Below are 24,370 nucleotides of genomic sequence, written 5' to 3'. Positions count from 1 at the left end.
TGAAATAAGATATATCTTCATAGATATTTGATATACATCAAGTGATTTTCAGTCTCATTTCTTAGGAATTAATAAATTCTTTTTGTATTTTTGCAACCTGTTTTATATTATCAAGCATTAAGTCATAATGAAGAATTTAGTATTAATTATTGCGGCAATGTGTCTGTTCCCCTCCTGCCAGGAGTCACTCGAAGACCGCTGCGAAAAAGAACTCAAAGAATACACGAAAAAGAAATGTCCTGCAGAAATTGCCGAGAACACTTTCATAGATAGTATAACATTTGACAGGAAAACACATACGATACATTATCATTACACATTATCCGGAATGGCAGACAATGCCAGTCTGATATCCAAGGCAAACCCAAGAGAATTACTTGTCAAGGAAATCAGAAACTCCACGTCCTCACTTATCTATAAAGAAAACGGATATTCTTTTGAATACACCTACAGGTCAAAGAAAAATCCAAAAGAAATACTGTTCAATACCATTGTGACAAAAAAAGACTACGAAAAGAAATAACAGCAGAATAAAAGCATGGCAAAATGTTTTGTCCATTGATTTCTTTTTAAATATATCACCTACGACATTTATGCCGCTTCAGGCAAATTTGTCCGTAGGTTATTTTGTTTATTGAATATTTAACAGTACATTTGCAAATGAAAAACAAAGACATATAGAACGGAAGTGACACCATTTGATGGAAATACGACAATAATCAATAAAACTAAAAACAACTAAACAATGAAAAAAATTCTATGTATCATGGCATTGACAATGCCGTTGGCAGCTAATGCACAAACATTCGATTACGACATGACCAAAGAGTTGCCGGTATACAACGATGCCGCCGGATACGGCTATGACTTATTGCCTGCTCCGGGAAAAAAATCAAACGAACCATTCTATTTCTCAGTAAAAGTACCCGATGGAAACTATAAAGTAAAAGTTGTTTTAGGGTCTAAGAAAAAAGCAGGAAACACTACCGTAAGAGCAGAAGGCAGAAGGCTTATGGTGGAAAATGCAAACACAAAGAAAGGGCAGACCGAAACTTATGAGTTTGTGGTAAACAAACGTTCACCGAAAATCGACGACACCAAAAGGGTAAGAATCAAGACAAGAGAAAAAGACTATCTTAATTGGGATGATAAGCTGACACTTGAGTTCAACGGTTCCGCACCTGCCGTTCAAAGTATACATATAGAGAAAGACGACAACTGTCCTACAGTATATTTATGTGGAAACTCAACGGTAGTGGACCAGAACAACGAGCCATGGGCAAGTTGGGGACAAATGATCACAAGATGGTTTAATGGCAACATTGCAATATCCAACCATGCGGAAAGCGGTTTGACGGCAGGTTCTTTCCTTGCCCAAAACCGTTTGGACAAAATTATGACTACATTAAAAAAAGGAGACTATGTCATTTGTGAATTCGGACACAACGACCAAAAAGAAAAATCCCCGGGCTCGGGAGCATGGTATAACTTCCAGCATAATTTGAAAATCTTCATCGACAAAGTAAGGTCTAAAGGTGCCACCATCATTTTCTGCACTCCCACACAGAGGAGGGCTTTCGAAAACAATAACAAAATTATAAAAGAAACCCACGGTGATTATCCGGCAGCAATGGAAGACGTAGCAAGAAGGGAAAATGTGCCGGTAATAGACCTTCACCAAATGACAAGAGAACTGTTCGAGACCCTTGGATATGAGGATAGCAAGCGCACCCTCGTACACTATCCTGCAAATACATTCCCAGGACAAGAAAAAGAACTTGCAGACAACACACATTTCAATACTTTCGGTGCATACGAGGTTGCGAAAATGGTTGTTATGGGTATGAAAAAGCTTAACCTGCCATTGCTGAAAGATTTAAGGCCAGACTTCAAAGACTACGACCCGAAGAAACCCGACGACTGGAAAACATTCAAATGGGCACCGGCAAAGAATGCAAACCTGATTAAACCCGACGGCAACTGATTGCATCTACTTAAAGAAGTATCAATACTATCGATTATTAAACAAATACAAAACAGACAAGAATGAAATATAACAACAGAATAAAGACACTAATGGCAATGATGCTTATTGCCGGAAGTGCTACGGCACAGAATTGGCCTGCTCCATTACCTGAGGCAAAACCAGGAGCCAGATGGTGGTGGCTTGGCTCTGCAGTAAACAACGCAGACCTTCAATGGAACATGGAAGAATATGCACGAACCGGCATCGGTGCCCTTGAAATAACACCGATATACGGTGTGAAAGGAAATAGCGCAAACGAACTGGAGTTTCTTTCCGCACCATGGATGAATGCCTTGAGATTTGTAGAAAGCGAAGGTGCCAGGAACAATATTCTTATAGATATGAATACCGGTACAGGATGGCCGTTCGGTGGTCCCGATGTTACGATAGAAGAGGCTGCCGCAAAACTTGTATGCGTTGAGGCCGATGCTACCGGCAAGGAATTGCGTAGCGGAACAGACATCAGCATAAAAGACGAAAAAGAGAAAAAGTTTGCCAAGCTTAGCAGACTGATGGCCTATTATGACGGGGGATGCACAGACCTTACCGACCTTGCGACAGAAGACGGAAGGGTGATATGGAAAAAAGCAGATAAGAAAACCAACTATAAAATAATAGCTGCATACTGTTCAAGAACAAGACAACAGGTAAAAAGAGCCGCACCTGGAGGACAAGGATACGTGATCGACCATTTCGACAAAAAAGCCGTGACGAACTATCTGGCCCGATTCGAAAAAGCCTTTGCTGACACAAAGACCCCATACCCTCATACTTTCTTCAATGATTCTTATGAAGTGTATCAGGCGAACTGGACCCCGACACTGTTTGAAGAGTTCGAGAAAAGAAGGGGCTATAAATTGGAAGAACACCTTCCCGAACTACTTGGAAAGAAAGCGGAAAAAGGAAACAAGACTCTTGTTGACTACAGGGAGACACTTGGGGAACTGCTTCTTGAGAACTTCGTGGAACAGTGGACGGCATGGGCACACAAACATGGTGCAAAGACAAGAAACCAGTCGCACGGCTCACCAGCCAACCTCATCGACATTTACTCTGCGGTAGATATTCCCGAAATTGAGGGATTCGGCTTGTCTGAGTTCGGCATCAAAGGATTGAGAAGGGACACAAGCTTTACAAGAAAGAACGACAGCGACGTGTCTATGCTCAAATACGCATCGTCTGCCGCACACATCAACGGCAAGCCATTCACAAGCAGCGAGACATTCACATGGCTTACCGAACACTTCCGGACATCATTGTCACAATGCAAGCCGGATCTTGACCTGATGTTCTGCTGCGGAGTGAACAACATCTACTTCCATGGAACGACATACTCACCGAAAAACGACCAATGGCCGGGATGGAAATTCTATGCTTCAATAGACATGAGCCCGACGAACAGCATCTGGCGCGACGCGCCCTACTTCATGAAGTATATAGAAAGATGCCAGAGTTTCCTGCAGTTCGGACAGCCCGACAACGACTTCCTTGTAATGCTGCCTGTACGTGACATGTGGGCCGCAAGAAGCGGGCAAGGTGAAAAGTCCCTGCTGATGATGTTTGCCATACACTCTATGGACAAAAAGGCTCCGGAGTTTATCAAGAGCATAATAGAGATAGACAAGGAGGGATTTGACTGCGACTATATAAGTGAAAAGTATATTCTTGGAACAACATTCACAGACGGTATGCTACAGACCGCTGCCGGAACAAGATACAAGGCACTTATAATTCCCGGAAGCGGAAACATGCCGGATAATGTGAAGGCTCACATAAACAGCCTGAAATCACAGGGAGCCAAGATCATATATGGGATAAGGCCGGCGGAAATGGCATCTGCCGCCAAACCGGAAATGATGAAGAGCCGCTACGGGCTTAAAATGATAAGAAGAAAGAACAGTACCGGATATCATTATTTCATTGCCAACCTTACACCGGAGGATATAAACGCCACAATACCGCTGAGCGTTGACATGAAGGATGCAAGATGGTTCAACCCGTTAAACGGTGAAAGATACAAGGCTGAATTCGATAATAACGGTATAAAGATAAACCTCAGAAGTGGTGAGTCGATGATACTGCAGACATTCGACAACCTGATTCCACACAACAGCAGTTGCCAAAACACCGCCAACTGCCAGAACGGATGTAAGCCAAGAGGCACAGTGTCGAAAGCCCCTGAAGACACGCGCACACTTGACGGAAAATGGAACCTGAGTTTTATAAACTCTGCTCCTGAGGTGACGAAAACATGGACTCTCGACTCCGTCAGAACATGGGAAACACTTGACGATGACAACGTGAAAGAAACAATGGGCACCGGAGTGTATACAACTAAAATCAAGATGAACAAACAAGATGCCGCCGCAAACTGGATGATGGACTTGGGCGATGTCAGGGAAAGCGCAAGAGTATACATAAACGGGAAGTTTATCGGATGCGCATGGTCTGTTCCATTCACACTGGAATGCCGGAACGCTTTCAAGGCCGGTGACAATGAAATAAAAATAGAAGTGACCAACCTCCCGGCAAACCGTATTGCCGCCATGGACAGAAAAGGCATAGAATGGAGAAAGTTCAACGAAATAAATATTGTAGACATAAAGTACAAGAAAACAAAATATGACCAATGGAAACCAGTGGAAAGCGGACTGAATTCCAATGTCACCTTACATAAAATCATAGATGCACGCTGAAGATTTCTTCTTTTAAAGCAATACGAAGGGCAGGCTCAAAGAAACGAGGCCTGCCCTCTTTATTTGGCCTTGACCTTGCAATAACGGAAAAACATACTCCATATAAAATGATTCAAAACAAACGGTAACAGCCATACATAAAAAACACTCCCGCTGTTTTCATGACATTCTCATAATAGAATCACATTTATGAACGTATTTTAATGCATTTTTTACTTTCAACATGAAAAAACTTGCAATAACCCACCTGCAATACGGGAAAAAATTAGTAATTTTGTAATCGGTATAAGCATAGCGATTTTTATTTGTAGTTTATTATATGAGAGACAATAGCAAACACCGTCACCATCGTCACAGACATGATGACGCCTCAAGGTTCAAACGCGATAGTCTAAATGCTATCAGACGGAGAAAAATCATCTCAAAAGTATTATTCTATACCATGGCTATCATAGCGATCCTAATGGGAATAGCTGTAATAATAGTATATACAAATTAAAAAATACGTTTGGACAATTGTTAATTATAAAAGAAGAGGATGCCGGTATTTATTAAATACGCATCCTCTTCTTTATTTTATCCCATACAACGTGTACACATACAAATGACACAATGAAATATCCACCTCGCCTATTTCATCATTACAGACAATACGGACATCCGGCAAAAAAAGTCTCCTTGCAGCATCCGTCCCGACTGAAACATATATGCGCACGTTAAATATGTAATAAAAATTCACACAATATCATCAGTAAGATTCCCCCCCCCATTTTTCTCAATCTCATAAACACCTGATACACAGCATCTTATCAACCATCAAAAGTATGCTAAAAATGAATGGCCTATTCATCAACAGAGAACAGGCCATTCACGCTTGATGAACATGCCATTCATTGACGATGAACATGCCATTCATTGAAAGAGAATTATATATATATCCCAAGATGTAAATAGATTTCAAAAAAAATCAATAACCGGTCAAAACCGTTGAAAATCTAAAATAAAAAAGCAGGGAACATTTCATATAGCATGTCCCTGCTTCTTTTAACCTTTCAATAAATAACTTCTTACTTGGTCACCCTTATCCAGTCTATATCCATATATCCTCTAACGCCTTTACCTGCCGGCTCTTCTGCCAGGAAGCCGAATTTAGCACCTATCCATTTACCTTCGCGCATCTGGAACTCCTCACCCACATCAGTGAATTTCTTTCCATCCTTGCTGTAAGCAAATGTCATCTTTGCCCCTTCCTTGACAGTCAGACGCAAATAAATGTCTATATAAATGGCAGGGTCGTAGTTAACCTTGTCTTTTGACGTAGGCTTAAGCTCGGCAAGCACCTTTACCGTTTCCGGCTTATTGCCGTCGGCCTTATTGCATATAAGCTGCTGAAGCTGGAAAACCTCACCTACCTTCTTCACAACCAAGGCACTGTAAGAGCGGCCCATCATTATCAAACCTCCGAACTGGCCTTCCTGCTTTGCCGCAAAATTTATTTTTGCCGTTGCCGTGAACGCATCCGCCGGTGTTTTCTGCAACAGAAGGTTTGGAGCTTCCCACAGATTTACATATTTCTCACTGAGACGATGGGTATACATACGATAGTAGCCGTAAGGTGTGGTCTGACCGAAATACTGCTGGTAGTTTGCATGCCACTGCCACTGCTTTCCAAATTCCACGCTGTTGAACTCGTCACTTTCAACAGGATTCTCTATCGGGTATGTCTTACCTACATTTGGCTTCTTATATGTTGTGACAGGCTCTCCGCACAGAGCACCTTTCTTTGCCACACCCATCACCGGCCATCCTTTCACCCAGTTCACAGGGTTCAGATGCACCACACGGCCATAAGGACCCTTGTCCTGAAAGTTCATAAACCAATCTTCTCCCTGGGCTGTGCGTATCCACCCTCCCTGATGAGGACCGTTTATATCTGTCTTTCCCTGAGCCATCACCGTCTTGCACTCGTACGGGCCAAACGGACTCTTCGAACGCATTGCCAACTGCCATCCTGTCGGCACGCCTCCTGCCGGAGCCATAATCCAATACCAACCGTCATGCTTGTAGAATTTAGGACCTTCAACAGTACGGTTCTCATTTCCTCCGTCATATACCATCACAGGATTGGTTATGGCACGTGTGCCGTCTGCACTCAGCTCACGCACGGAAAGCATGCTTTTCATACCGGAACGGCTTCCCGCCCATCCGTTCACAAGATAGCAACGGCCGTCATCATCCCAAAGCGGTGTGGAGTCTATCATGCCCTGACCGGCAACGACAAGCACAGGCTTATCCCATTCACCGGCAGGGTCTTTGGTCTTCACCATATATATACCGTAATCAGGATCACCCCAGTAAATGTAATACTCACCGTTATGATAGCGGATACTCGGAGCCCACACACCATTACCATGCGAGGCTTTGTCAAACTCCTCGTGCGGAGTAAGCTCTTTCAGGGCATGACCTATTATTTTCCAATTGACAAGATCCTTCGAGTGAAGAATAGGAAGCCCAGGAACACAATTGAACGAACTCGCAGTAAGATAAAAGTCTGTTCCTGACGCACCGACACAAACATCGGGATCGCTATAGTCGGCATTAATCACAGGATTGGTGTAAGTGCCGTCTCCATTATCCGGACACCACACACTTGAGCGATACTGCCCCCATGCCATCATGGGAATGGCCGCACACAAAAGAATAAATTGTCTTTTCATAATTTTTTTGTAGTTAAATTGTTAATTTTCAGTCTGTAATTATCTTGGATAGTAATTCTCATTATTTTTCTGATGTCATCATCATCCGGAGACAGCGACAGGGCAACATGTCCCATAGTACGGCGGAGATTGATTTCAACGCACGGATGAAGCAGAAAGCCGCCGTCGGCTTCGTTGTTCACCACCATCATATCTATTCCCAAAGGACCTCTATAACAGCCGGCGAGCTGTCTGCCGAGCAATTCACAAATACGCCTTCTGACAGAATCAAGCAAGTCAACGGATATATAACGTTTCAACACCTCAAGCTTTACATTCTCCGTGGCGAGCAGGCTTCCTGTATATGCACCGTTGGACGCACAAAACAAAGAAAGTCCGCAATACCCGACCCTTCCGTCGCCATAAGAAAAAAACTCCATGCCAAAATCTTTCACCTTTCTATAATAAGGCTCTACCATAAGTGCATCCTGCTTTTTCAAAGTATTCCTTATCCATCCAGAAAGAACAGGAAAGCTCTGCCGGTCGACAAAACGTACACCACGGCCGCTGCAGCTCCATGGAGCCTTTATGACAGCCCGGCCATATTCCGCCACCTTTCCGGCAATATCCTTTTCCGAAACACAAACGGAAGACTTTCCTATCGTACCGTAAATATCCGTCAATCCAGACAAAATCCCTGCAGAAGCGGAACGGTGGGAAAGCATGCGGATGGAACTAAGAATCTCAAGGCCGGGAAGCCACTTCCTGTCTATTCCTTTGCGCAAAAGCATATTGCATAATGCCGTGTCCCACCCCCATGGATCTATGCCTTCAATATCGCAACGGCATAACTCATCCGCTTCTATAAAGTTTACAAAATTCCGTTCCGCACTTTTTCCTATATATCCTAATTTTGCATTTAGCTTTCTGAACGCCTTATCCGCATATTCCTTGTTTTCAACCAGTATGAAATCACCGGGAGAAGCCCATAAGGCCGGAATATACCCTAAATCAGAACGCAGGGCACGCGCGGCATGAGGAGCAGTGAATCCGTTTCTGTTTCCGGCCAAGGCCAAATCGTGCTCAGGATTAAAAATATGCAATATCATTGTTATTATGCAGAAATCTTTGTTTGGCTACAAAATTACTAACTTTTTTTGATATTTTGCAATACAGAGTTTGCAAATTACAAAGAAATTGCTAACTTTGCAGCTAATAACTAAGAAAAAGGCAATAATGGAGGCTTTCTTCAGAACACACAGCTATCTGGTTGAACACACAAATGCACCGGTTCGTCGCATCCTTATGGATGAGATAGACTGGAACGACCGCATGATTGGCATCAAGGGAACCAGAGGTGTCGGGAAAACCACGTTTCTGTTGCAATACGCAAAGGAAAATTTCAATCACGACGACAGGAAATGCCTCTATGTAAATATGAACAACTTCTATTTTCAGGCAAGAGGCATTGCGGACTTTGCCGGAGAATTTTATCATAAAGGCGGAAAAGTTCTGCTGATAGACCAAGTCTTCAAACAACCCAATTGGAGCACGGATTTAAGAAAATGCTACGATGAATATCCGGGACTGAAAATTGTATTTACCGGTTCAAGCGTAATGAGACTGAAGGAAGAGAATCCAGAACTCAACGGAATAGTAAAGAGCTATAACCTCAGAGGCTTTTCGTTCAGGGAATTCATCAATCTGCAAACAGGAAACAATTTCAAACCCTATTCACTTGACGAGATTCTTAAAGATTACAACCGCATCATCAAGACTGTGCTTCCGAAAGTATCCCCGGCCAAATATTTCCAAGAGTATCTCCATCATGGTTTTTATCCTTTCTATCAGGAAAACAGGAATTATTCGGAAAACCTCCTGAAAACAATGAACATGATGACAGAGGTCGACATTCTACTGATTAAGCAAATCGAACTCAAATACCTGACAAAAATAAAGAAACTGTTCTATCAGCTCGCAGTGGAAGGTCCTTGCGCCCCAAATATCAGCAATATTGCAAATGAAATAGAGACAAGCCGCGCGACAGTGATGAATTATATAAAATATCTTGCCGACGCAAGGTTAATAAATCTGATTTATCCCACAGGCAACGATTTTCCCAAAAAACCTACAAAGGTAATGCTGCATAATTCCAATCTTATTTATGCAATATATCCAATCATAGTAAACACGCAGGATACGATGGAGACATTCTTTGTAAACTCAATGTGGAAAGACCACACGGTAAACCAAAGTGCCAAAGAAAACTTTTATACCGTGGACAACAATATGAAATTCAAGATTATCGACTCACAGGCTCCGGGAAAGACACGGTGTTCTGCCGATACATTATTTATAGAGTACAATACCGAAATAAGCAAAGGGGGACACATCCCCCTTTGGCTGTTCGGATTTCTGTACTGACATCTGTCAAGCATAAGAACAGAAACTTAGATTACATAAAAACATAAGTTCATTCATTAAATTTATATCAAAAAATGGCTAAAGAAAAAAAGTTTATCACTTGTGATGGTAATCAGGCCGCAGCGCATATCTCTTATATGTTCTCGGAAGTGGCTGCCATCTACCCTATCACGCCGTCGTCTACAATGGCAGAATATGTAGACGAATGGGCAGCGCAGGGACGTAAAAACATTTTCGGCGAGACCGTTCTCGTACAGGAAATGCAGTCTGAAGGCGGTGCTGCAGGTGCAGTTCACGGTTCTTTACAGGCTGGTGCCCTGACTTCAACTTATACAGCATCACAGGGCCTTTTGCTCATGATACCCAATATGTATAAGATTGCCGGTGAGTTCCTGCCTTGCGTATTCCACGTTTCAGCACGTACACTGGCTTCTCACTCACTTTGTATCTTCGGTGACCACCAGGATGTCATGTCATGCCGCCAGACCGGATTTGCCATGTTGGCAGAAGGCTCCGTACAGGAAGTAATGGATCTTGCCGGTGTTGCACATCTTGCAACAATAAAGAGCCGCGTTCCTTTCCTCAACTTCTTTGACGGTTTCCGCACATCGCATGAAATCCAGAAGATTGAAATGTTAGAGAACGACGATCTCGCTCCACTGGTAGACCAGGAAGCTCTGTCTGAATTCCGCAACCGTGCCCTCACACCGGAGAAGCCTGTTGCACGCGGTATGGCTGAAAATCCCGACACATTCTTCACACACCGTGAATCTTGCAATTCATTCTACGAAACAGTTCCTGCTATCGTGGAGGAATACATGAACAAGATTTCAGAGATTACCGGCCGTAAGTACGGACTGTTCAACTACTATGGCGCTGAGGATGCCGACCGCGTAATCATCCTTATGGGTTCAGCCAGCGAGGCTGCACGCGAGGCTATCGACTACCTGACAGCAAAAGGCGAGAAAGTAGGTTTGGTGTCTGTACACCTCTATCGTCCGTTCTCTGTCAAGCACCTGCTTGCCGCTGTTCCAAAGACAACAACACGCATTGCTGTTCTTGACAGGACAAAAGAGCCGGGTGCAAACGGCGAGCCTCTGTATCTTGACGTCAAGGAGGCATTCTATGGCATTGAAAACGCACCTCTCATTGTCGGCGGACGCTATGGTCTCGGTTCTAACGACACGACTCCCGCACAGATTCTTTCCGTATACGAAAACCTTGCGCTCAACGAACCGAAAAACCACTTTACTATCGGTATAGTAGATGATGTTACATTCACATCACTTCCCAAGAAAGAGGAAATCGCACTCGGGGGTGAAGGTATGTTCGAAGCCAAGTTCTACGGACTCGGTGCAGACGGTACGGTAGGCGCAAACAAGAACTCTGTAAAGATTATTGGCGACAACACAGACAAGCACTGTCAGGCTTACTTCTCTTACGACTCAAAGAAGTCAGGCGGTTTCACATGCTCTCACCTTCGTTTTGGTGACACTCCTATCCGCTCTACCTATTTGGTAAACACCCCTAACTTCGTCGCATGCCACGTTCAGGCTTACCTGCACATGTACGATGTTACACGCGGATTACGCAAGAACGGAACTTTCCTGTTGAACACAATTTGGGAAGGCGACACATTGGTTGCAAACCTGCCCAATAAGGTTAAGAAGTATTTTGCAGACAACAATATAAAGGTATACTATATCAACGCAACAAAGATTGCACAGGAAATCGGTTTGGGCAACCGCACAAACACTATTCTTCAGAGTGCATTCTTCCGCATTACAGGCGTGATACCTGTAGACCTGGCCGTTGAACAGATGAAGAAGTTCATCGTCAAGTCTTATGGCAAAAAGGGTCAGGATGTCGTTGATAAGAACTATGCAGCCGTTGACCGCGGTGGCGAATACAAAGAACTTGCCGTTGATGCGGCATGGTCAAACCTGCCGGCTGATGCAGCTAACGAAAATAACGATCCTGCATTCATCAATGAAGTTGTACGTCCTATCAATGCACAAAACGGTGACCTTCTTCCTGTGTCGGCATTCAAAGGCATCGAAGACGGAACATGGCCCCAGGGCACAGCAGCATACGAGAAGCGCGGTGTGGCGGCATTCGTTCCGACATGGACACCGGAAAACTGTATCCAGTGTAACAAATGTGCCTATGTTTGTCCTCATGCCTGCATCCGTCCGTTCGTTATGGACGAGAATGAAGCAGCCGGCCTGAATGCGACAGCACTTGAAATAAAGGCTCCGGCAGCGCTTAAGGGTATGAAGTTCCGTATGCAGGTAGGTGTTATGGACTGTCTTGGCTGTGGCAACTGTGTTGATGTTTGTCCCGGTAATCCAAAGGCAGGCGGCAAGGCTCTTCAGATGGTTCCGCTGGAAGGCGAGCTTGATGAGGCAGCAAACTGGGAATACTGCGTTAAGAACGTTAAAACCAAGCAGAATCTCATCGACATCAAGCAGAGCCCGAAGAACTCTCAGTTCGCCACACCTCTGTTTGAATTCTCAGGAGCATGCTCCGGTTGCGGTGAGACACCTTACGTTAAATTGATTTCACAGCTCTTCGGTGACCGTGAGATTGTTGCCAACGCAACTGGCTGTTCATCAATCTACTCAGGTTCAATTCCTTCAACTCCTTATACAACAAACGACAAGGGTCAGGGTCCTGCATGGGCAAACTCTCTGTTTGAAGACTTCTGTGAGTTTGGTCTCGGTATGACATTGGCAAATAAGAAGATGCGCGCACGCATTGCAGAAATCCTCAACGGTGCTATCGCAGCAGAAGAGACTCCTGCTGAATTCAAGGCTGCCGCTCAGGAATGGCTTGACGGCATGAATGATGCTGACGCAAGCAAGGCTGCCGCAGAAAAGCTCAAGCCGATGATTGAGGCCGGTGCGGAAAACGGTTGTGCAGCATGTGCAAAACTGAAGGAACTTGCCCACTATCTTGTTAAGCGCTCACAGTGGATTATCGGTGGTGACGGTGCTTCCTACGACATCGGTTACGGTGGTCTTGACCACGTTATCGCATCAGGCGAGGATGTAAACATTCTGGTTCTTGACACAGAGGTTTATTCTAACACAGGCGGTCAGTCTTCAAAGGCCACTCCTCTTGGTGCCATAGCCAAGTTCGCTGCTTCAGGTAAGCGCGTACGCAAGAAGGATCTCGGTATGATTGCCACGACATACGGCTATGTATATGTAGCACAGATTGCAATGGGTGCAGACCAAAGCCAGTGTCTGAAAGCCATCCGCGAAGCAGAGGCCTATCCGGGTCCGTCAATCATAATTGCATACGCACCTTGTATCAACCATGGCCTTAAGAAAGGTATGGGTAAGGCACAGGCAGAAGAGGCTGCGGCCGTAGCTTGCGGTTACTGGCATCTGTGGCGCTTTAACCCGGCTCTTGAAGAGGAAGGCAAGAATCCGTTCTCGCTTGATTCCAAGGCTCCGGCATGGGAGAACTTCCAAGATTATCTGAAGGGTGAGGTTCGCTTCCTTTCTGTTATGAAACAGTATCCGAACGAAGCAGCCGACCTGTTCAAGGCGTGCGAAGACATGGCTAAGAAACGTTATCAAAGTTATGTCCGTATGAGCAAGATGGATTGGAGCGAAGAAGTATAACAACACTTCAATATAGAGAAAGGGCCTTTTCAGCCGGCATGGCTGAAAAGGCCCTTTCTCTATATTGGGTCTGATCGGACAATAAAAACACGTCACTTACTTCCCAGAACCATTTTCCATTCATTGCCTACTTTTACCATGGTAGCCTTTTGACCTTCATTTTCCGTACCGTCTTCCATTATCAAAGTATAATCAATAACAGCTGTTTTTTTATCCTCACTGACAGTCTCATTCAAAACTTTCATCTCCCTTATTTTTTCTTCTTTCTTTTCCTGTTTTTCCTTCAATATAGATTTAAGAGTCTCTTTCTCCTTATCGGCAATCGCCTCTCCTTTTTCATTAACCAGCCCTGAAACATAAGTTTCATAATCACCATTCACAAATGCTTCTGCATAATATTCAAACGCACCCTTAGGCGAACTTGTGGACGCTCCGCATGCAACCATAACCAACATTAATACAGCCAGCGACAATAAATTTTCAAAAGTTCTTTTCATAATTCTTTGTTTTTAAATTTGTAAGTATTTTATTTATAATTCTCTCAATACTCAGCCATCATTTCTACCAAACGGCTTCTCACGATATCAGACGGAAAAACATAGTCGCCACAAAAACCGGGAACATTCAACGATCTGCATCTCGTCTCAACCAAATCAACTCCATAGCGCATATAAGCCATCGCCACAAGCTGAGTACAATATAGCCGTGTCGTGTCATCCCATTTATAGGCGTGGTCGAAGGCAACATTAAGACGCCATTTTTCTTTTGCTGCCAATGCGGCTGCTCCGGCTATACTGTCAGAACATGCAACTCTGAACACCGCACCCCTGACAGCTTTGCCTTTTCCATAAAAATCACTTATGGGAACAAGTCTCACACGGTCACTGTCATCTGGTGATTCACCTTCATCCGGCACAGCATGACATACATAAATATTGCCATCGGCTTCTTTCACCACAATGCCACAATGTGAGAAGTCCTCAGACTTTCCGCCGCAATGCACGACAACATGACTTGCGATTCCCGTTCCGCGACGCATACATATATCTCCCGAACGCAATAGTCCCGAAACAGAATCAACCCATACGTCACAACCATTCCCGACTTCACGCTGTTTACTGTCGCAGGACACAATAGTCTCAAACAATATAAGAATAAACAACACTAACCGGCACTCCATCATAATCCGTCATTTAAAATACCTTATGACTTTGGCCGGCACTCCTCCAATCAGACAATTATCAGGAAAGGACTGTGTAACAACGGCTCCAGCCGCCACAGTGACATTTTTTCCCAAAGACACTCCACCAATGATTATGACACCTGCACCAATCCAGCAACAATCACCTATAGTCACAGGTTTTGCAAATGTCTTACAGAAATAAGCTCCCGGATTCTTCTCAAACTCGTCATTACGTCTGTCGGTCCATGCTGTAGGATGTGAGGCCGTGTTTATCTGTACACCGGAAGCTATCAACACATTGTTTCCTATTATTATATTATTACAGTCTATAAATGTACAACGATAATTTACAGACACATTGTCTCCAAGATATATATTACATCCAAAATCACAGATGAAACCATCACCGACAGAACAGTTTTTTCCAACCCGACCGAAAAAATCCTTTATCATTGTATATCTCTCGGCCCGCTCCTCGTATGGAAGAGAATTGTATTTTTGCACCCATTTGGCGGCTGCAGCCTTCATTTGAAGAAACGCCTCATCATGACAGTCGTAAACTTCACCCGCCATGCATTTTTCAAGTTCTGTCATTGAAACATATATTTTTCACCGCTATCTCATAAATCTCAGGACCAACAAAAGCCACAGCATACATTCCCACATCTTTAGCCGCATATACATTCGCATAGTTATCGTCAACAAAAAGACATTCCTCCGGCTTCAGACCGTAACGGTTGCAAAGATACCTGTAAATAGCGGGATTCGGTTTCAACAGATGCACTTCAGAAGAAATAACATACCCGTCAAGCAAATCAAATATATCATACTTCTTCATAACCTTATGCACTTCACTGCACCAGTTTGTGAGTCCATAAAGCTTGAAGCCTTTTTCCTTCAGTTTCACCAGCAACGGCTTCATCCCCGGCATCTCTCCAATGACAAAATCAAGATAATGGTCATAAAAATATTGAAGCGCATCGCTGAAACGCGGATGCTCCTGCTGTGCCTTTCTTATTATTTGCTCAAAAGGTATTTCCTCAAGATCACACTCATCTGTGAATTTCTTACACATGAATGTTTGGCTGAATGCTTCCTCCTCTTCTTTATTATCACCGAAGAATGTATGCATCACCGACATAACATCATAATCCACAAGCACTTTGCCGAAATCAAATATAAGATTCTTTACTTTCATAATATTGTTTTTAATTACATGTCGCAACAGATATAATTACATATCATATATCTGTATATCCTATTTTTCAAAGTTACATAATAAATCCGAATGACAGTCATTGAGTTGAAAAAAATAATGTCTAAATTCACTTTTATTAATAATATGCATTACCTTTGTATAAAATATAAGATATACATAAAGCAAACAACGATGAGAAGAACAAGACCGTTCATATTTATATGCCTTGCAGCTATATTAGCCTGCTGCAGCAAAAGCAGTGACGAAGAACAATTAGAATCCGCAGTTTCAGACTTTGCAACAGCATATTTTAACTACGACTTACATAAAGCCTCAACACTTTGCACTCAAGAAAGCAAAAAGCATATACTCTTTACCGCATCAAATATCCATGAAAATGACATTGAAATACTGCGCTCACAAGAAAAAGGGGCGTCTGTCAGTATAAGAAACATTGTTGTCAGTAAAGACAAGACCACAGGAACAGCGGAAATAGAGGTATCCGATTTTATGGAGTTAGATACTATCGGACGCCCAGGACATATAACGGACAAAGCCACATTCGTTTTGTCTTTCCGTAAACACGGTGATTCATGGCTTGCAGAACTAAACAACCGGAATCTGACACCCTACAGATAAACCGCACCGTCAGAACGGCAACCCCACGGCAAAGTGGAAAGCAAAATCGCGGCTGAGCTTCGGATTCACTATAGGATAATGCTCTTTCTTTGTCGTATAGGCCGGATCAACCGCCTTCATTCCCATATCAAAACGAAGGATAAAAAAGTCAAAGTTAAGGCGCATGCCGAGACCATACGCAACAGCTATCTGATTATAGAAAGACGTAAACTTAAACCTTCCACCCGGCTGGTCAGGATAGTCTCTAAGTGTCCAGATGTTTCCTGCATCTATAAACAAAGCACCGTTAAACTTCCAGAACAAATGTGCACGGTACTCCAGATTGACGTCAATCTTTAAGTCTCCAGTCTGATTAATGAAGTCGATATTGCCGTCCGTACCACGGAATTTGCCAGGCCCCAACGACCTTACCCCCCAACCTCTCACACTGTTGGCGCCTCCGGAAAAATATCTTTTCTCGAAAGGAAGGATATTGCTGTTGCCATACGGCCATGCTATTCCAAAACCGAAATGGAATACAAGTGAGTTGTTATAATCAAACACAATATTGCGTGTAAAGTCGACATCCCCTTTCACATATTGCGCAAAAGCCACGAGGAAAGTCTCACGCTGTCCGAGACTGTTCTTAGGAGCATTGAACATTCGTGCGGCCAATCCTAAAATATTGCCGGCAGTCTCCATGTTTGTCTTTATTGCATAACGCCCGTTATTGTATGAAAAACCGAAACCGGTCTTCATTATAAGCAAATCCTCATAATTATATCTGAGGATTGCATTATAGTTTGTCTCATCCTCAAGATAATCCTTTTTAAACTTATCAGAAATCCAAGGCATGGAAACATAATTGATGGCCAGCAAATCGACATTATACCTGTCATGATGATTGGCATCATTCCACTTATAACGCCATGCCAGTGACAGAACGCGCCTGTGATACTCCGGCCTGTTCTGGAGGTCATACATCACAGACACTTCCGATGTGGCAAGATTTCTCCGTTTAAAGCCACGGGAAAGAAACGGAGCAATAAACCGCGGAAACATCAGCGATGTCTCCACGCTGAATTCTTCAAAATTATCATTTGCATATCCCTCCAGCCCCTTTATCGCCTCGTATGCTCCACGAAACTCTATGCTAAGCAGTTCTGAACCATGAAAAAGGTTTCTGTTCTGGTAAGTCAAAGATGCGGCCGCACCAAGATCTCCCGCCGTATTCGTTCCTTCCGGCTGGAAACTTATCGAACCCGGCTTATTGGTATTTATATATATATTACAGTCAAGCATGTGAGGCACATTTTCCTCCATACTGTTTATATACCGGTTGCCTATAAGTTCCGTGAAAGACACGTTTGTATACTTCACCGCCTGCAGGCGTCCGAAGTGGCTGTATGTCTTTCTAAGGTCCAATGCAGAATAGTATTTTCCGGGCGTCACAAAATTATTGGCTTCGAGAACACTATGGCGGAGTTTTATGACTGAATCCGCCGCATCATTGCTATGAAACTTTATATTCCTGACTATAAACCGCGGATGAACAGAATCCTTAACACTATTTGTACGGAACTTATGCAGCAACAGTGTCACATCCACCTGTTTCCTTCCGGCAACCGTATCCGCAACAAACGATATAAATTCCTTGTTGAATTTATAATAACCGTTGTTTACAAGAAATCCCGTAATTCTTTTTCTCTCATTATCCAGTTCCAGCACATTAAACTTTCGTCCACTTTTAAGCCTGCGGGCAAGGACATCATTTTCTTCAAGAAGCCTTCCTATTTCCTTATCTGCAATGACATACCGGACCTTGCCTGTATAATAGGCAGAACCCGGACGGAGCCTGTAATATATATTTATTTTCTTGCCCTTTATCTCTGTTCCGACATCCACCGATGCAGAAAGATATCCCTCATTCTGCAACTCCCGTCTCAAATCATCACAAGACATGGCCGCATGCACAGAATCATACAGTACCGGAGCCTCACCTATGGAGCGGAGTGTCCTGTTAATCCATTTAGCCGTATCCCGCCCGGAAAGAGAATAAGTGGCAAGAGGTATTTTAAGTGTGGAAAACCATCTTGAATTTGCGTGCTGGCGCAAATATGACTTCATCTGTCCAATGTTTATATCGGGATACCGGCCTTCCACTTCCACATCAACCTTATTCAGCAAATAGCTTCCGTCCGGCACAAATTTTGTGGTAGAGCATGCCGTCAACAACAATGCCAATACAAAATATATTGACATCATACAAAAATGCCTGACCAAGACCGTATGGATATTGCACATTAATTTCATATTTTGGATTGCAAAGTTAAAACATTATTTGTAACTTTGCCGCAAGTTTCTTTATTTTTTTATACTAAAGTACACATTAGTTTACATCTATGCTCAGTAAGAACCTCATAAAGACAGTAAAATCACTTGAACATAAAAAAGGCCGCAAAAAAAACAGACTATTTGTTGCCGAAGGCCCGAAAATCATAAGTGAGATGTTCAAAAAATATGCTCCGCAAACAATCATAGCAACAAAAGAATGGCTGGAGAATAATGATAACAGTCATTCAACGGAAAGTGACATCATAGAAGTTACAGACGAAGAACTCAGAAAGATAAGTTTCCTGCAACATCCACAACAGGTACTTGCAACATTCCGGATTCCCAAAGAAAACCTGTATGAAAGCAACAATATCATTCCGCCATGCAACATGTCAGAAAATCTCGTACTTGTTCTTGACGGTGTGCAGGATCCGGGAAATCTCGGCACGATAATACGAATTGCAGACTGGTTTGGCATAGACAATATAATATGCAGCAATGATACCGCCGATGCCTATAACCCCAAAGTGGTGCAGGCCACAATGGGAAGCCTTGCACATGTCTGCATCCAATATACCGACCTCGTATCTTTCCTATGTTCACTGAGTCCGTCAATTCCTATATATGGAACACTTCTCGACGGCTCCGACATATACAGGCAGGAACTGACCGGCAACGGCATCATTATCATGGGCAATGAAGGAAATGGAATTTCTTATAATGTAAGACGATTCGTAAACAGACACCTGTTAATACCTCATTTCAACAGCGGTGACACAGCAGAGAGCCTGAACGTAGCCATTGCAACAGCCATCACCTGTTCCGAATTCAGAAGAAGATAATATAAGAAGCGACAGACTTGACAAGTGTTTCATCACTGTTTTTATTATGAACACTTTATACGACAGGCAACCGTATTCGCTTACAACAATCCGCCATGCCATATTAAAGCTATAAGGCCGCTGAAAGTTTTCAGCGACCTTATAGCTTTATATACGGAAATAATAAACCTATCCCCCGAAGTTATCGTACATGATGGAAGAAGGTTCCACCCCGAGACTGTCAAGCATATTCACAACCGCCTTCGACATAGGACCAGGACCGCACATATAGTATTCTATATCTTCCGGTGCCTCATGGTCTTTCAGATATGTGTCGAGCATAACCTGATGTACAAAGCCGGCGGTATATTTTACTCCTGCCGCATCAGCTTCCGGATCCGGCCTGTCAAGAGCAAGATGGAAATGGAAATTTGAATATTCCTTTTCAAGCTCAAGAAAATCGTTAAGATAAAACACCTCACTGAGCGAACGTGCACCATAGAAGTAATGCATTTCACGGTCTCGGGTGTGGAGAGTTTTCGTCATGTGCATAATCTGTGCACGCAACGGAGCCATACCGGCGCCTCCACCAACCCATATCATCTCCTTCTTAGAGTCAAATATGGGATGGAAATCTCCGTAAGGACCGCTCATTATCACCTTATCGCCTGGTTTTCTCGAGAAAATATATGACGATGCGATACCTGTAGGCACATCCATGAAACCTACTTCAGGACGTGGCTTGAACGGAGTGGTGGCAATTCTCACCGTCAACATTATACGGTCACCCTCAGCGGGATAGTTTGCCATGGAATAAGCACGCACCGTATCTACAGGATTATGTGCTTTCAACGAGAATATATTGAAATGTTCCCATGTCGAGACATATCTCTCACCGATATCCGCCTTGTCGAAATCCTTGTCATAGTCGATACAGTCATAAGCCGGAATGTTTATCTGAGCGTATGAGCCGGGAACGAAATCCATGTGTTCTCCCGGAGGAAGCTGGACGATAAACTCCTTGATAAAGCTCGACACATTCTTATTCGAGATGACAGTACACTCCCACTCTTTCACTCCCATGACGCTTTCCGGCAGCTTTATGCCCATGTCTCCGTTAACCTTACACTGGCACCCCAAACGCCAATGGTCCTTGATTTGCCTGCGTGTGAAATGAGGCTTTTCCGAGTCAAGGATTTCGCCTCCGCCTTCAAGCACCTGCACCTTACACTGTCCGCATGATGATTTTCCGCCACATGCGGAAGGAAGATATATTCCATTGTCTGTCAGGGTAGACATAAGGCTTGCCCCCTGCGGCACGGATAACTTCTTGTCGCCGTTGATGGTTATTGTCACATTGCCGCCAGGAGTAAGATATTTCTTCGCCATAAGCAAGATAATCACCAGCAACAATATAGTGACAAGAAACACAAGTATACTTGCTAATATAAACTGTCCCATAAGAAATTAAATGTTTAAACCGGAAAAACACATCATTGCCATAGCCATAAGGCCGACAGTGATAAAAGTAATACCCAAGCCCTGAAGCGGCTTAGGCACATCGCTATACTGCATCTTCTCACGGATGGCCCCCATCGACACAATGGCAAGCGTCCATCCTATTCCGCTACCTGCGGCATATACCAAGGCATCCCATATATTGCCTATATACTGGCTGTTGGCCGGGTCAAGGCCGATACGCTGCTGCATGAAAAGCGACGCACCCATAATGGCACAGTTTACCGCAATAAGCGGAAGAAAGATACCGAGCGCGGCATAAAGCGACGGAGAGAATCTCTCAACTATCATTTCCACAAGCTGGACAATACCTGCAATGACAGCAATAAACAGTATGAAACTAAGATACGAAAGGTCAACACCCCTGATGATACAATCCGGACCAAGAACCATGGTCTGAAGGATATAGTCCACCGGCACAGTGACAAGCAACACAAACGTAACGGCAATACCCAAGCCAAGCGATGTCTTCACATTCTTCGACACCGCAAGATATGAGCACATTCCGAGAAAAAACGCAAATATCATGTTGTCCACAAAGATGGACCTGAAAAACAAACTTATAATATGCTCCATAAATTAATCCTCCTTATAAAAATAAGCCCTGTGAATCCATATTATACAACCGACAAGTATCAGAGCCATGGCAGGCATGGTCATCAAACCGTTATTGACATATCCTGCGTCATACACGCTTTGAGGAATCACCTGAATGCCGAGAACGGTTCCGCGTCCGAAAAATTCCCTGAAAAATCCTACCATCACAAGTATGGCGGCATATCCAAGACCATTGCTTATGCCGTCTATAAGGCTCGGCAAAGGCTTGTTTATCATGGCAAAGGCCTCAAGGCGGCCCATAAGGATGCAGTTGGTTATAATCAGTCCTACATAGACAGACAGCTGAACACTCACATCGTATGCAAACGCCTTCAACACCTGACTGACGACTGTTACAAGAGCCGCCACAACAACAAGCTGAACAATGATTCTTATACGCGTCGGTATGGTCTTGCGTATCACGGATATGATGACGTTTGAAAATCCGGTAATAACTGTCACGGCAAGCCCCATCACTATGGCCGGCTTAAGCTGTGATGTGACAGCAAGAGCCGAACATATTCCAAGAACTTGCACCAATACAGGATTGTCAAGACTGAGAGGCTTTACAAACACCTCTTTATTCTCTTTTGAAAATATCTTGCCCATATTCTTTTTCTTTATATTTTAAACTTCATTTTGAATAAACGCCCCGCCTCAGCATAACCGAAACAATTACGCTTCCGCATCAGGCCTGCAGTTTATCTTAATAAAAACACCTTATACTTAGACAATCCCTCCTCCAGCATCGCACTCACACCATTACATGTAAGTGTTGCTCCTGTAACTCCATCGCACTGGGTAACGGGATCCTTCACATCGCTTTTCTTCAATACCTTCAACGCCACATCGTCAGAACCGGCGGAAAAAATCTTCTTTCCTATAAACTGGTCCTGCCACGCCTTACTGTCTTTTATCTCTGCACCAAGTCCGGCGGTCTCGCTGTCATGGTTGAAGTAAGCTCCGTAAACCGTTGATTTATCGCTGTCTATGGCGATATATCCCCATATCGCTCCCCAGAGTCCCATACCGTAGACAGGAACGACATATTTGGTCTGTCCGTCAACATTGCATACAAACAGCGCCAGCTTACCTGCCTTATATGACGCACTGTTGAGCACGAAGGCATCCTTCTCACCGCCTTTGCTTCCGGAAGCCAGCGTGTCGCCATGCTCGTCTATGATCATGTCTGCCACAACAACCTGTGAGTATTTCTCTGCCGATGCCGCATCATCAAGGCCGCGGATATTCAACGATGCCAATATCTGCTTCTTCTTGTCCAAGGCGACATTAATATCCTGAACCGGCTTAAGCGAACGTGAGACGAAAGCCAAAAGGAAAGCCACAACAATCACCAATATTGAACTATATATAATAATGTATGGATTTGAATTGGTGTTCAAACCACTCTTTTTCTCTTCTGTCATAACTATCAGGTGTTTTCAACGGGTTAAACGTTTCATTCTCTTCGAGATATTGGCCTGCACCACACAATAGTCTATCAGCGGGGCAAACATATTTGCAAACAGGATTGCAAGCATCATGCCTTCAGGATAACCTGGATTAAGAACACGTATGAGTATAGCCATAAAACCTATAAGGAGACCGAACACATATTTGCCTTTCTCCGTACGTGCACTGGTAACAGGATCAGTAGCCATAAACACCGCACCGAAAGCAAAACCTCCAAGCACAAGATGCTCATACCAATGTATAGCGGAAGCTCCTGCCGATTCAAAAACAAATGCGGTGGCAGCACCGCCTACAAACACGCTGAGCATGGTTTTCCAACTTGCCACACCGGTGACAAGCAATATAAATGCACCGATAACAATGGCTATGACACTGGTCTCACCGATACTTCCCGGTATGAAACCGAGCACCATATCAGACATCGAATATGGAATTTCCGTTCCCTGAGCCGCCTGGGCAAGCGGTGTGGCGCACGTAAAGGTATCGGGCAACGCGTTTCCAAGACCCAGAATCTTATCGTCAGCCACCCATATAGCATCACCGCTCATCATTGACGGATAAGAAAAGAACAGAAACGCACGGGCAACGAGGGCGACATTAAATATATTCATGCCGGTACCTCCGAAAATCTCCTTGGCAAACACGACACTAAATGCAACCGCAACCGCAAGCATCCAAAGCGGACATCCCACAGGAACAACAAGAGGAATCAATATTCCGGACACGAGGAACCCCTCCTGTATCTCTTCGCCTTTCCACTGTGCCCACGCAAACTCGATGCCAAGCCCCACTATATAGCTTACCAGAATCTTTGGCAGTACGGCCAGGAAACCATAAGCGAACACGCTCACGAACGATACAGTTTCCATTTCACCGGCAGCCATATAATTCTGATATCCAATATTATACATACCGAACAGTAGTGCCGGTAAAAGAGCAATCACCACAAAACTCATTATCCTTTTGGAATCTATTGAATCATGTATGTTCACTCCGCTTACTGACGTATTGTTCGGCACATAAAGGAATGTTTCCATTCCGTCATACACACTTCTGAAAGCATGCAGCCTTCCCCCGTCATCAAAATGGGGCTTTATCTTATTAAGATAATTTCTCAATATACTCATCTCTTTACTTCATTGTTTATACATCAA

At 43.8% G+C, this 24,370-nt stretch carries 19 protein-coding genes; 7 read left to right on the top strand and 12 right to left on the bottom strand.

Annotation, left to right across the window (positions count from 1 at the left end):
- Positions 1 to 127 precede the first annotated feature (127 nt).
- From HPS56_RS03940 to HPS56_RS03930, 3 genes are all read left to right on the top strand, one after another.
- Entirely contained in the window at positions 128 to 523 is a 396-nt protein-coding gene (locus tag HPS56_RS03940) for a DUF8479 domain-containing protein (protein WP_172274161.1), read from the top strand.
- Between the two features lie 222 nt (positions 524 to 745).
- A complete protein-coding gene (locus HPS56_RS03935) occupies positions 746 to 1,984 on the top strand; it encodes a rhamnogalacturonan acetylesterase (RefSeq protein WP_172274158.1) in 1,239 nt (412 codons plus the stop codon).
- 62 nt (positions 1,985 to 2,046) lie between these two features.
- Positions 2,047 to 4,722 (top strand): glycosyl hydrolase, encoded by a 2,676-nt coding sequence (locus HPS56_RS03930; protein ID WP_172274155.1) that lies wholly within the window; start codon positions 2,047 to 2,049, stop codon positions 4,720 to 4,722.
- Between the two features lie 1,067 nt (positions 4,723 to 5,789).
- Here HPS56_RS03930 and HPS56_RS03925 read toward each other — a convergent pair.
- Positions 5,790 to 7,439 (bottom strand): glycoside hydrolase family 43 protein, encoded by a 1,650-nt coding sequence (locus HPS56_RS03925; RefSeq protein ID WP_369800265.1) that lies wholly within the window; start codon positions 7,437 to 7,439, stop codon positions 5,790 to 5,792.
- Positions 7,436 to 8,527 carry a hypothetical protein gene (locus HPS56_RS03920; protein ID WP_172274152.1) on the bottom strand — a complete coding sequence of 364 codons (1,092 nt, stop codon included), beginning with the start codon at positions 8,525 to 8,527 and terminating at the stop codon, positions 7,436 to 7,438. The genes HPS56_RS03925 and HPS56_RS03920 overlap by 4 nt, the downstream gene beginning before the upstream one ends.
- Before the next feature lie 127 nt (positions 8,528 to 8,654).
- Between HPS56_RS03920 and HPS56_RS03915 the strand changes: the two genes are divergently transcribed.
- Both HPS56_RS03915 and nifJ read left to right on the top strand, forming a co-directional pair.
- Positions 8,655 to 9,842, top strand: a complete 1,188-nt coding sequence (locus HPS56_RS03915; protein WP_172274250.1) for an ATP-binding protein — start codon at positions 8,655 to 8,657, stop codon at positions 9,840 to 9,842.
- 74 nt (positions 9,843 to 9,916) lie between these two features.
- Positions 9,917 to 13,474, top strand: coding sequence for a pyruvate:ferredoxin (flavodoxin) oxidoreductase (nifJ, locus tag HPS56_RS03910; protein WP_172274149.1), 3,558 nt, complete (start codon positions 9,917 to 9,919; stop codon positions 13,472 to 13,474).
- 92 nt (positions 13,475 to 13,566) lie between these two features.
- Here the strand turns inward: nifJ and HPS56_RS03905 are convergent, their stop codons facing one another.
- Genes HPS56_RS03905 through HPS56_RS03890 form a run of 4 tightly spaced genes read right to left on the bottom strand, consistent with a single transcriptional unit; the run spans position 13,567 to position 15,855 of the window.
- Complete coding sequence (locus HPS56_RS03905) at positions 13,567 to 13,971, bottom strand: DUF4878 domain-containing protein (RefSeq protein ID WP_172274146.1); 405 nt, start codon at positions 13,969 to 13,971, stop codon at positions 13,567 to 13,569.
- A gap of 44 nt (positions 13,972 to 14,015) precedes the next feature.
- Complete coding sequence (locus tag HPS56_RS03900) at positions 14,016 to 14,657, bottom strand: YiiX/YebB-like N1pC/P60 family cysteine hydrolase (RefSeq protein WP_172274143.1); 642 nt, start codon at positions 14,655 to 14,657, stop codon at positions 14,016 to 14,018.
- A gap of 6 nt (positions 14,658 to 14,663) precedes the next feature.
- Complete coding sequence (locus HPS56_RS03895) at positions 14,664 to 15,251, bottom strand: sugar O-acetyltransferase (RefSeq protein WP_172274140.1); 588 nt, start codon at positions 15,249 to 15,251, stop codon at positions 14,664 to 14,666.
- The gene (locus HPS56_RS03890; RefSeq protein WP_172274137.1) at positions 15,238 to 15,855 is read right to left on the bottom strand and encodes an HAD family hydrolase; all 618 of its coding nucleotides are present in this window, start codon (positions 15,853 to 15,855) and stop codon (positions 15,238 to 15,240) included. Before HPS56_RS03890 ends, HPS56_RS03895 begins: the two co-directional genes overlap by 14 nt.
- A 192-nt stretch (positions 15,856 to 16,047) precedes the next feature.
- Here HPS56_RS03890 and HPS56_RS03885 point away from each other — a divergent pair, with 192 nt between their 5' ends.
- Entirely contained in the window at positions 16,048 to 16,494 is a 447-nt protein-coding gene (locus tag HPS56_RS03885) for a hypothetical protein (RefSeq protein WP_172274134.1), read from the top strand.
- A 9-nt stretch (positions 16,495 to 16,503) separates the two neighbouring features.
- Here HPS56_RS03885 and tamL read toward each other — a convergent pair whose 3' ends face one another.
- Positions 16,504 to 18,738, bottom strand: coding sequence for a translocation and assembly module lipoprotein TamL (tamL, locus tag HPS56_RS03880; RefSeq protein ID WP_440130281.1), 2,235 nt, complete (start codon positions 18,736 to 18,738; stop codon positions 16,504 to 16,506).
- A gap of 137 nt (positions 18,739 to 18,875) precedes the next feature.
- Between tamL and HPS56_RS03875 the strand changes: the two genes are divergently transcribed.
- On the top strand, positions 18,876 to 19,649 hold the full coding sequence (locus tag HPS56_RS03875) for a TrmH family RNA methyltransferase (RefSeq protein ID WP_172274131.1): 774 nt from the start codon (positions 18,876 to 18,878) through the stop codon (positions 19,647 to 19,649).
- Between the two features lie 168 nt (positions 19,650 to 19,817).
- On the opposite strand, the gene nqrF is transcribed toward HPS56_RS03875, so the two are convergent.
- From nqrF to HPS56_RS03850, 5 genes are all read right to left on the bottom strand, one after another.
- On the bottom strand, positions 19,818 to 21,089 hold the full coding sequence (gene nqrF / locus HPS56_RS03870; protein ID WP_172274128.1) for an NADH:ubiquinone reductase (Na(+)-transporting) subunit F: 1,272 nt from the start codon (positions 21,087 to 21,089) through the stop codon (positions 19,818 to 19,820).
- Between the two features lie 6 nt (positions 21,090 to 21,095).
- Positions 21,096 to 21,722: an NADH:ubiquinone reductase (Na(+)-transporting) subunit E gene (gene nqrE, locus HPS56_RS03865; RefSeq protein WP_172274125.1), complete on the bottom strand. Its 627-nt coding sequence runs from the start codon at positions 21,720 to 21,722 to the stop codon at positions 21,096 to 21,098.
- Between the two features lie 3 nt (positions 21,723 to 21,725).
- On the bottom strand, positions 21,726 to 22,352 hold the full coding sequence (locus HPS56_RS03860) for an NADH:ubiquinone reductase (Na(+)-transporting) subunit D (RefSeq protein ID WP_172274122.1): 627 nt from the start codon (positions 22,350 to 22,352) through the stop codon (positions 21,726 to 21,728).
- A gap of 92 nt (positions 22,353 to 22,444) precedes the next feature.
- Positions 22,445 to 23,170, bottom strand: coding sequence for an NADH:ubiquinone reductase (Na(+)-transporting) subunit C (gene nqrC / locus HPS56_RS03855; protein WP_172274119.1), 726 nt, complete (start codon positions 23,168 to 23,170; stop codon positions 22,445 to 22,447).
- Between the two features lie 15 nt (positions 23,171 to 23,185).
- Positions 23,186 to 24,343 (bottom strand): NADH:ubiquinone reductase (Na(+)-transporting) subunit B, encoded by a 1,158-nt coding sequence (locus HPS56_RS03850; protein WP_172274116.1) that lies wholly within the window; start codon positions 24,341 to 24,343, stop codon positions 23,186 to 23,188.
- Positions 24,344 to 24,370: the final 27 nt, after the last annotated feature.

Source organism: Xylanibacter muris (genome assembly GCF_013166605.1).
GTDB classification, from domain to species: Bacteria; Bacteroidota; Bacteroidia; order Bacteroidales; family Bacteroidaceae; genus Prevotella; species Prevotella muris.
Note: the sequence above shows the minus strand (reverse complement) of the source record. Positions and strands in the feature narration are given on the sequence as shown.

What these genes read in the sequence shown, in the direction of transcription:
- HPS56_RS03925 (WP_369800265.1), bottom strand. Translation starts at nt 7,439, where the DNA reads ATGAAAAGACAATTTATTCTTTTGTGTGCGGCCATTCCCATGATGGCA.
- HPS56_RS03940 (WP_172274161.1), top strand. Translation starts at nt 128, where the DNA reads ATGAAGAATTTAGTATTAATTATTGCGGCAATGTGTCTGTTCCCCTCC.
- HPS56_RS03915 (WP_172274250.1), top strand. Translation starts at nt 8,655, where the DNA reads ATGGAGGCTTTCTTCAGAACACACAGCTATCTGGTTGAACACACAAAT.
- nifJ (WP_172274149.1), top strand. Translation starts at nt 9,917, where the DNA reads ATGGCTAAAGAAAAAAAGTTTATCACTTGTGATGGTAATCAGGCCGCA.
- HPS56_RS03850 (WP_172274116.1), bottom strand. Translation starts at nt 24,343, where the DNA reads ATGAGTATATTGAGAAATTATCTTAATAAGATAAAGCCCCATTTTGAT.
- nqrC (WP_172274119.1), bottom strand. Translation starts at nt 23,170, where the DNA reads ATGACAGAAGAGAAAAAGAGTGGTTTGAACACCAATTCAAATCCATAC.
- HPS56_RS03935 (WP_172274158.1), top strand. Translation starts at nt 746, where the DNA reads ATGAAAAAAATTCTATGTATCATGGCATTGACAATGCCGTTGGCAGCT.
- HPS56_RS03890 (WP_172274137.1), bottom strand. Translation starts at nt 15,855, where the DNA reads ATGAAAGTAAAGAATCTTATATTTGATTTCGGCAAAGTGCTTGTGGAT.
- nqrE (WP_172274125.1), bottom strand. Translation starts at nt 21,722, where the DNA reads ATGGAGCATATTATAAGTTTGTTTTTCAGGTCCATCTTTGTGGACAAC.
- HPS56_RS03920 (WP_172274152.1), bottom strand. Translation starts at nt 8,527, where the DNA reads ATGATATTGCATATTTTTAATCCTGAGCACGATTTGGCCTTGGCCGGA.
- HPS56_RS03930 (WP_172274155.1), top strand. Translation starts at nt 2,047, where the DNA reads ATGAAATATAACAACAGAATAAAGACACTAATGGCAATGATGCTTATT.
- HPS56_RS03900 (WP_172274143.1), bottom strand. Translation starts at nt 14,657, where the DNA reads ATGATGGAGTGCCGGTTAGTGTTGTTTATTCTTATATTGTTTGAGACT.
- HPS56_RS03885 (WP_172274134.1), top strand. Translation starts at nt 16,048, where the DNA reads ATGAGAAGAACAAGACCGTTCATATTTATATGCCTTGCAGCTATATTA.
- nqrF (WP_172274128.1), bottom strand. Translation starts at nt 21,089, where the DNA reads ATGGGACAGTTTATATTAGCAAGTATACTTGTGTTTCTTGTCACTATA.
- tamL (WP_440130281.1), bottom strand. Translation starts at nt 18,738, where the DNA reads ATGATGTCAATATATTTTGTATTGGCATTGTTGTTGACGGCATGCTCT.
- HPS56_RS03860 (WP_172274122.1), bottom strand. Translation starts at nt 22,352, where the DNA reads ATGGGCAAGATATTTTCAAAAGAGAATAAAGAGGTGTTTGTAAAGCCT.
- HPS56_RS03875 (WP_172274131.1), top strand. Translation starts at nt 18,876, where the DNA reads ATGCTCAGTAAGAACCTCATAAAGACAGTAAAATCACTTGAACATAAA.
- HPS56_RS03895 (WP_172274140.1), bottom strand. Translation starts at nt 15,251, where the DNA reads ATGACAGAACTTGAAAAATGCATGGCGGGTGAAGTTTACGACTGTCAT.
- HPS56_RS03905 (WP_172274146.1), bottom strand. Translation starts at nt 13,971, where the DNA reads ATGAAAAGAACTTTTGAAAATTTATTGTCGCTGGCTGTATTAATGTTG.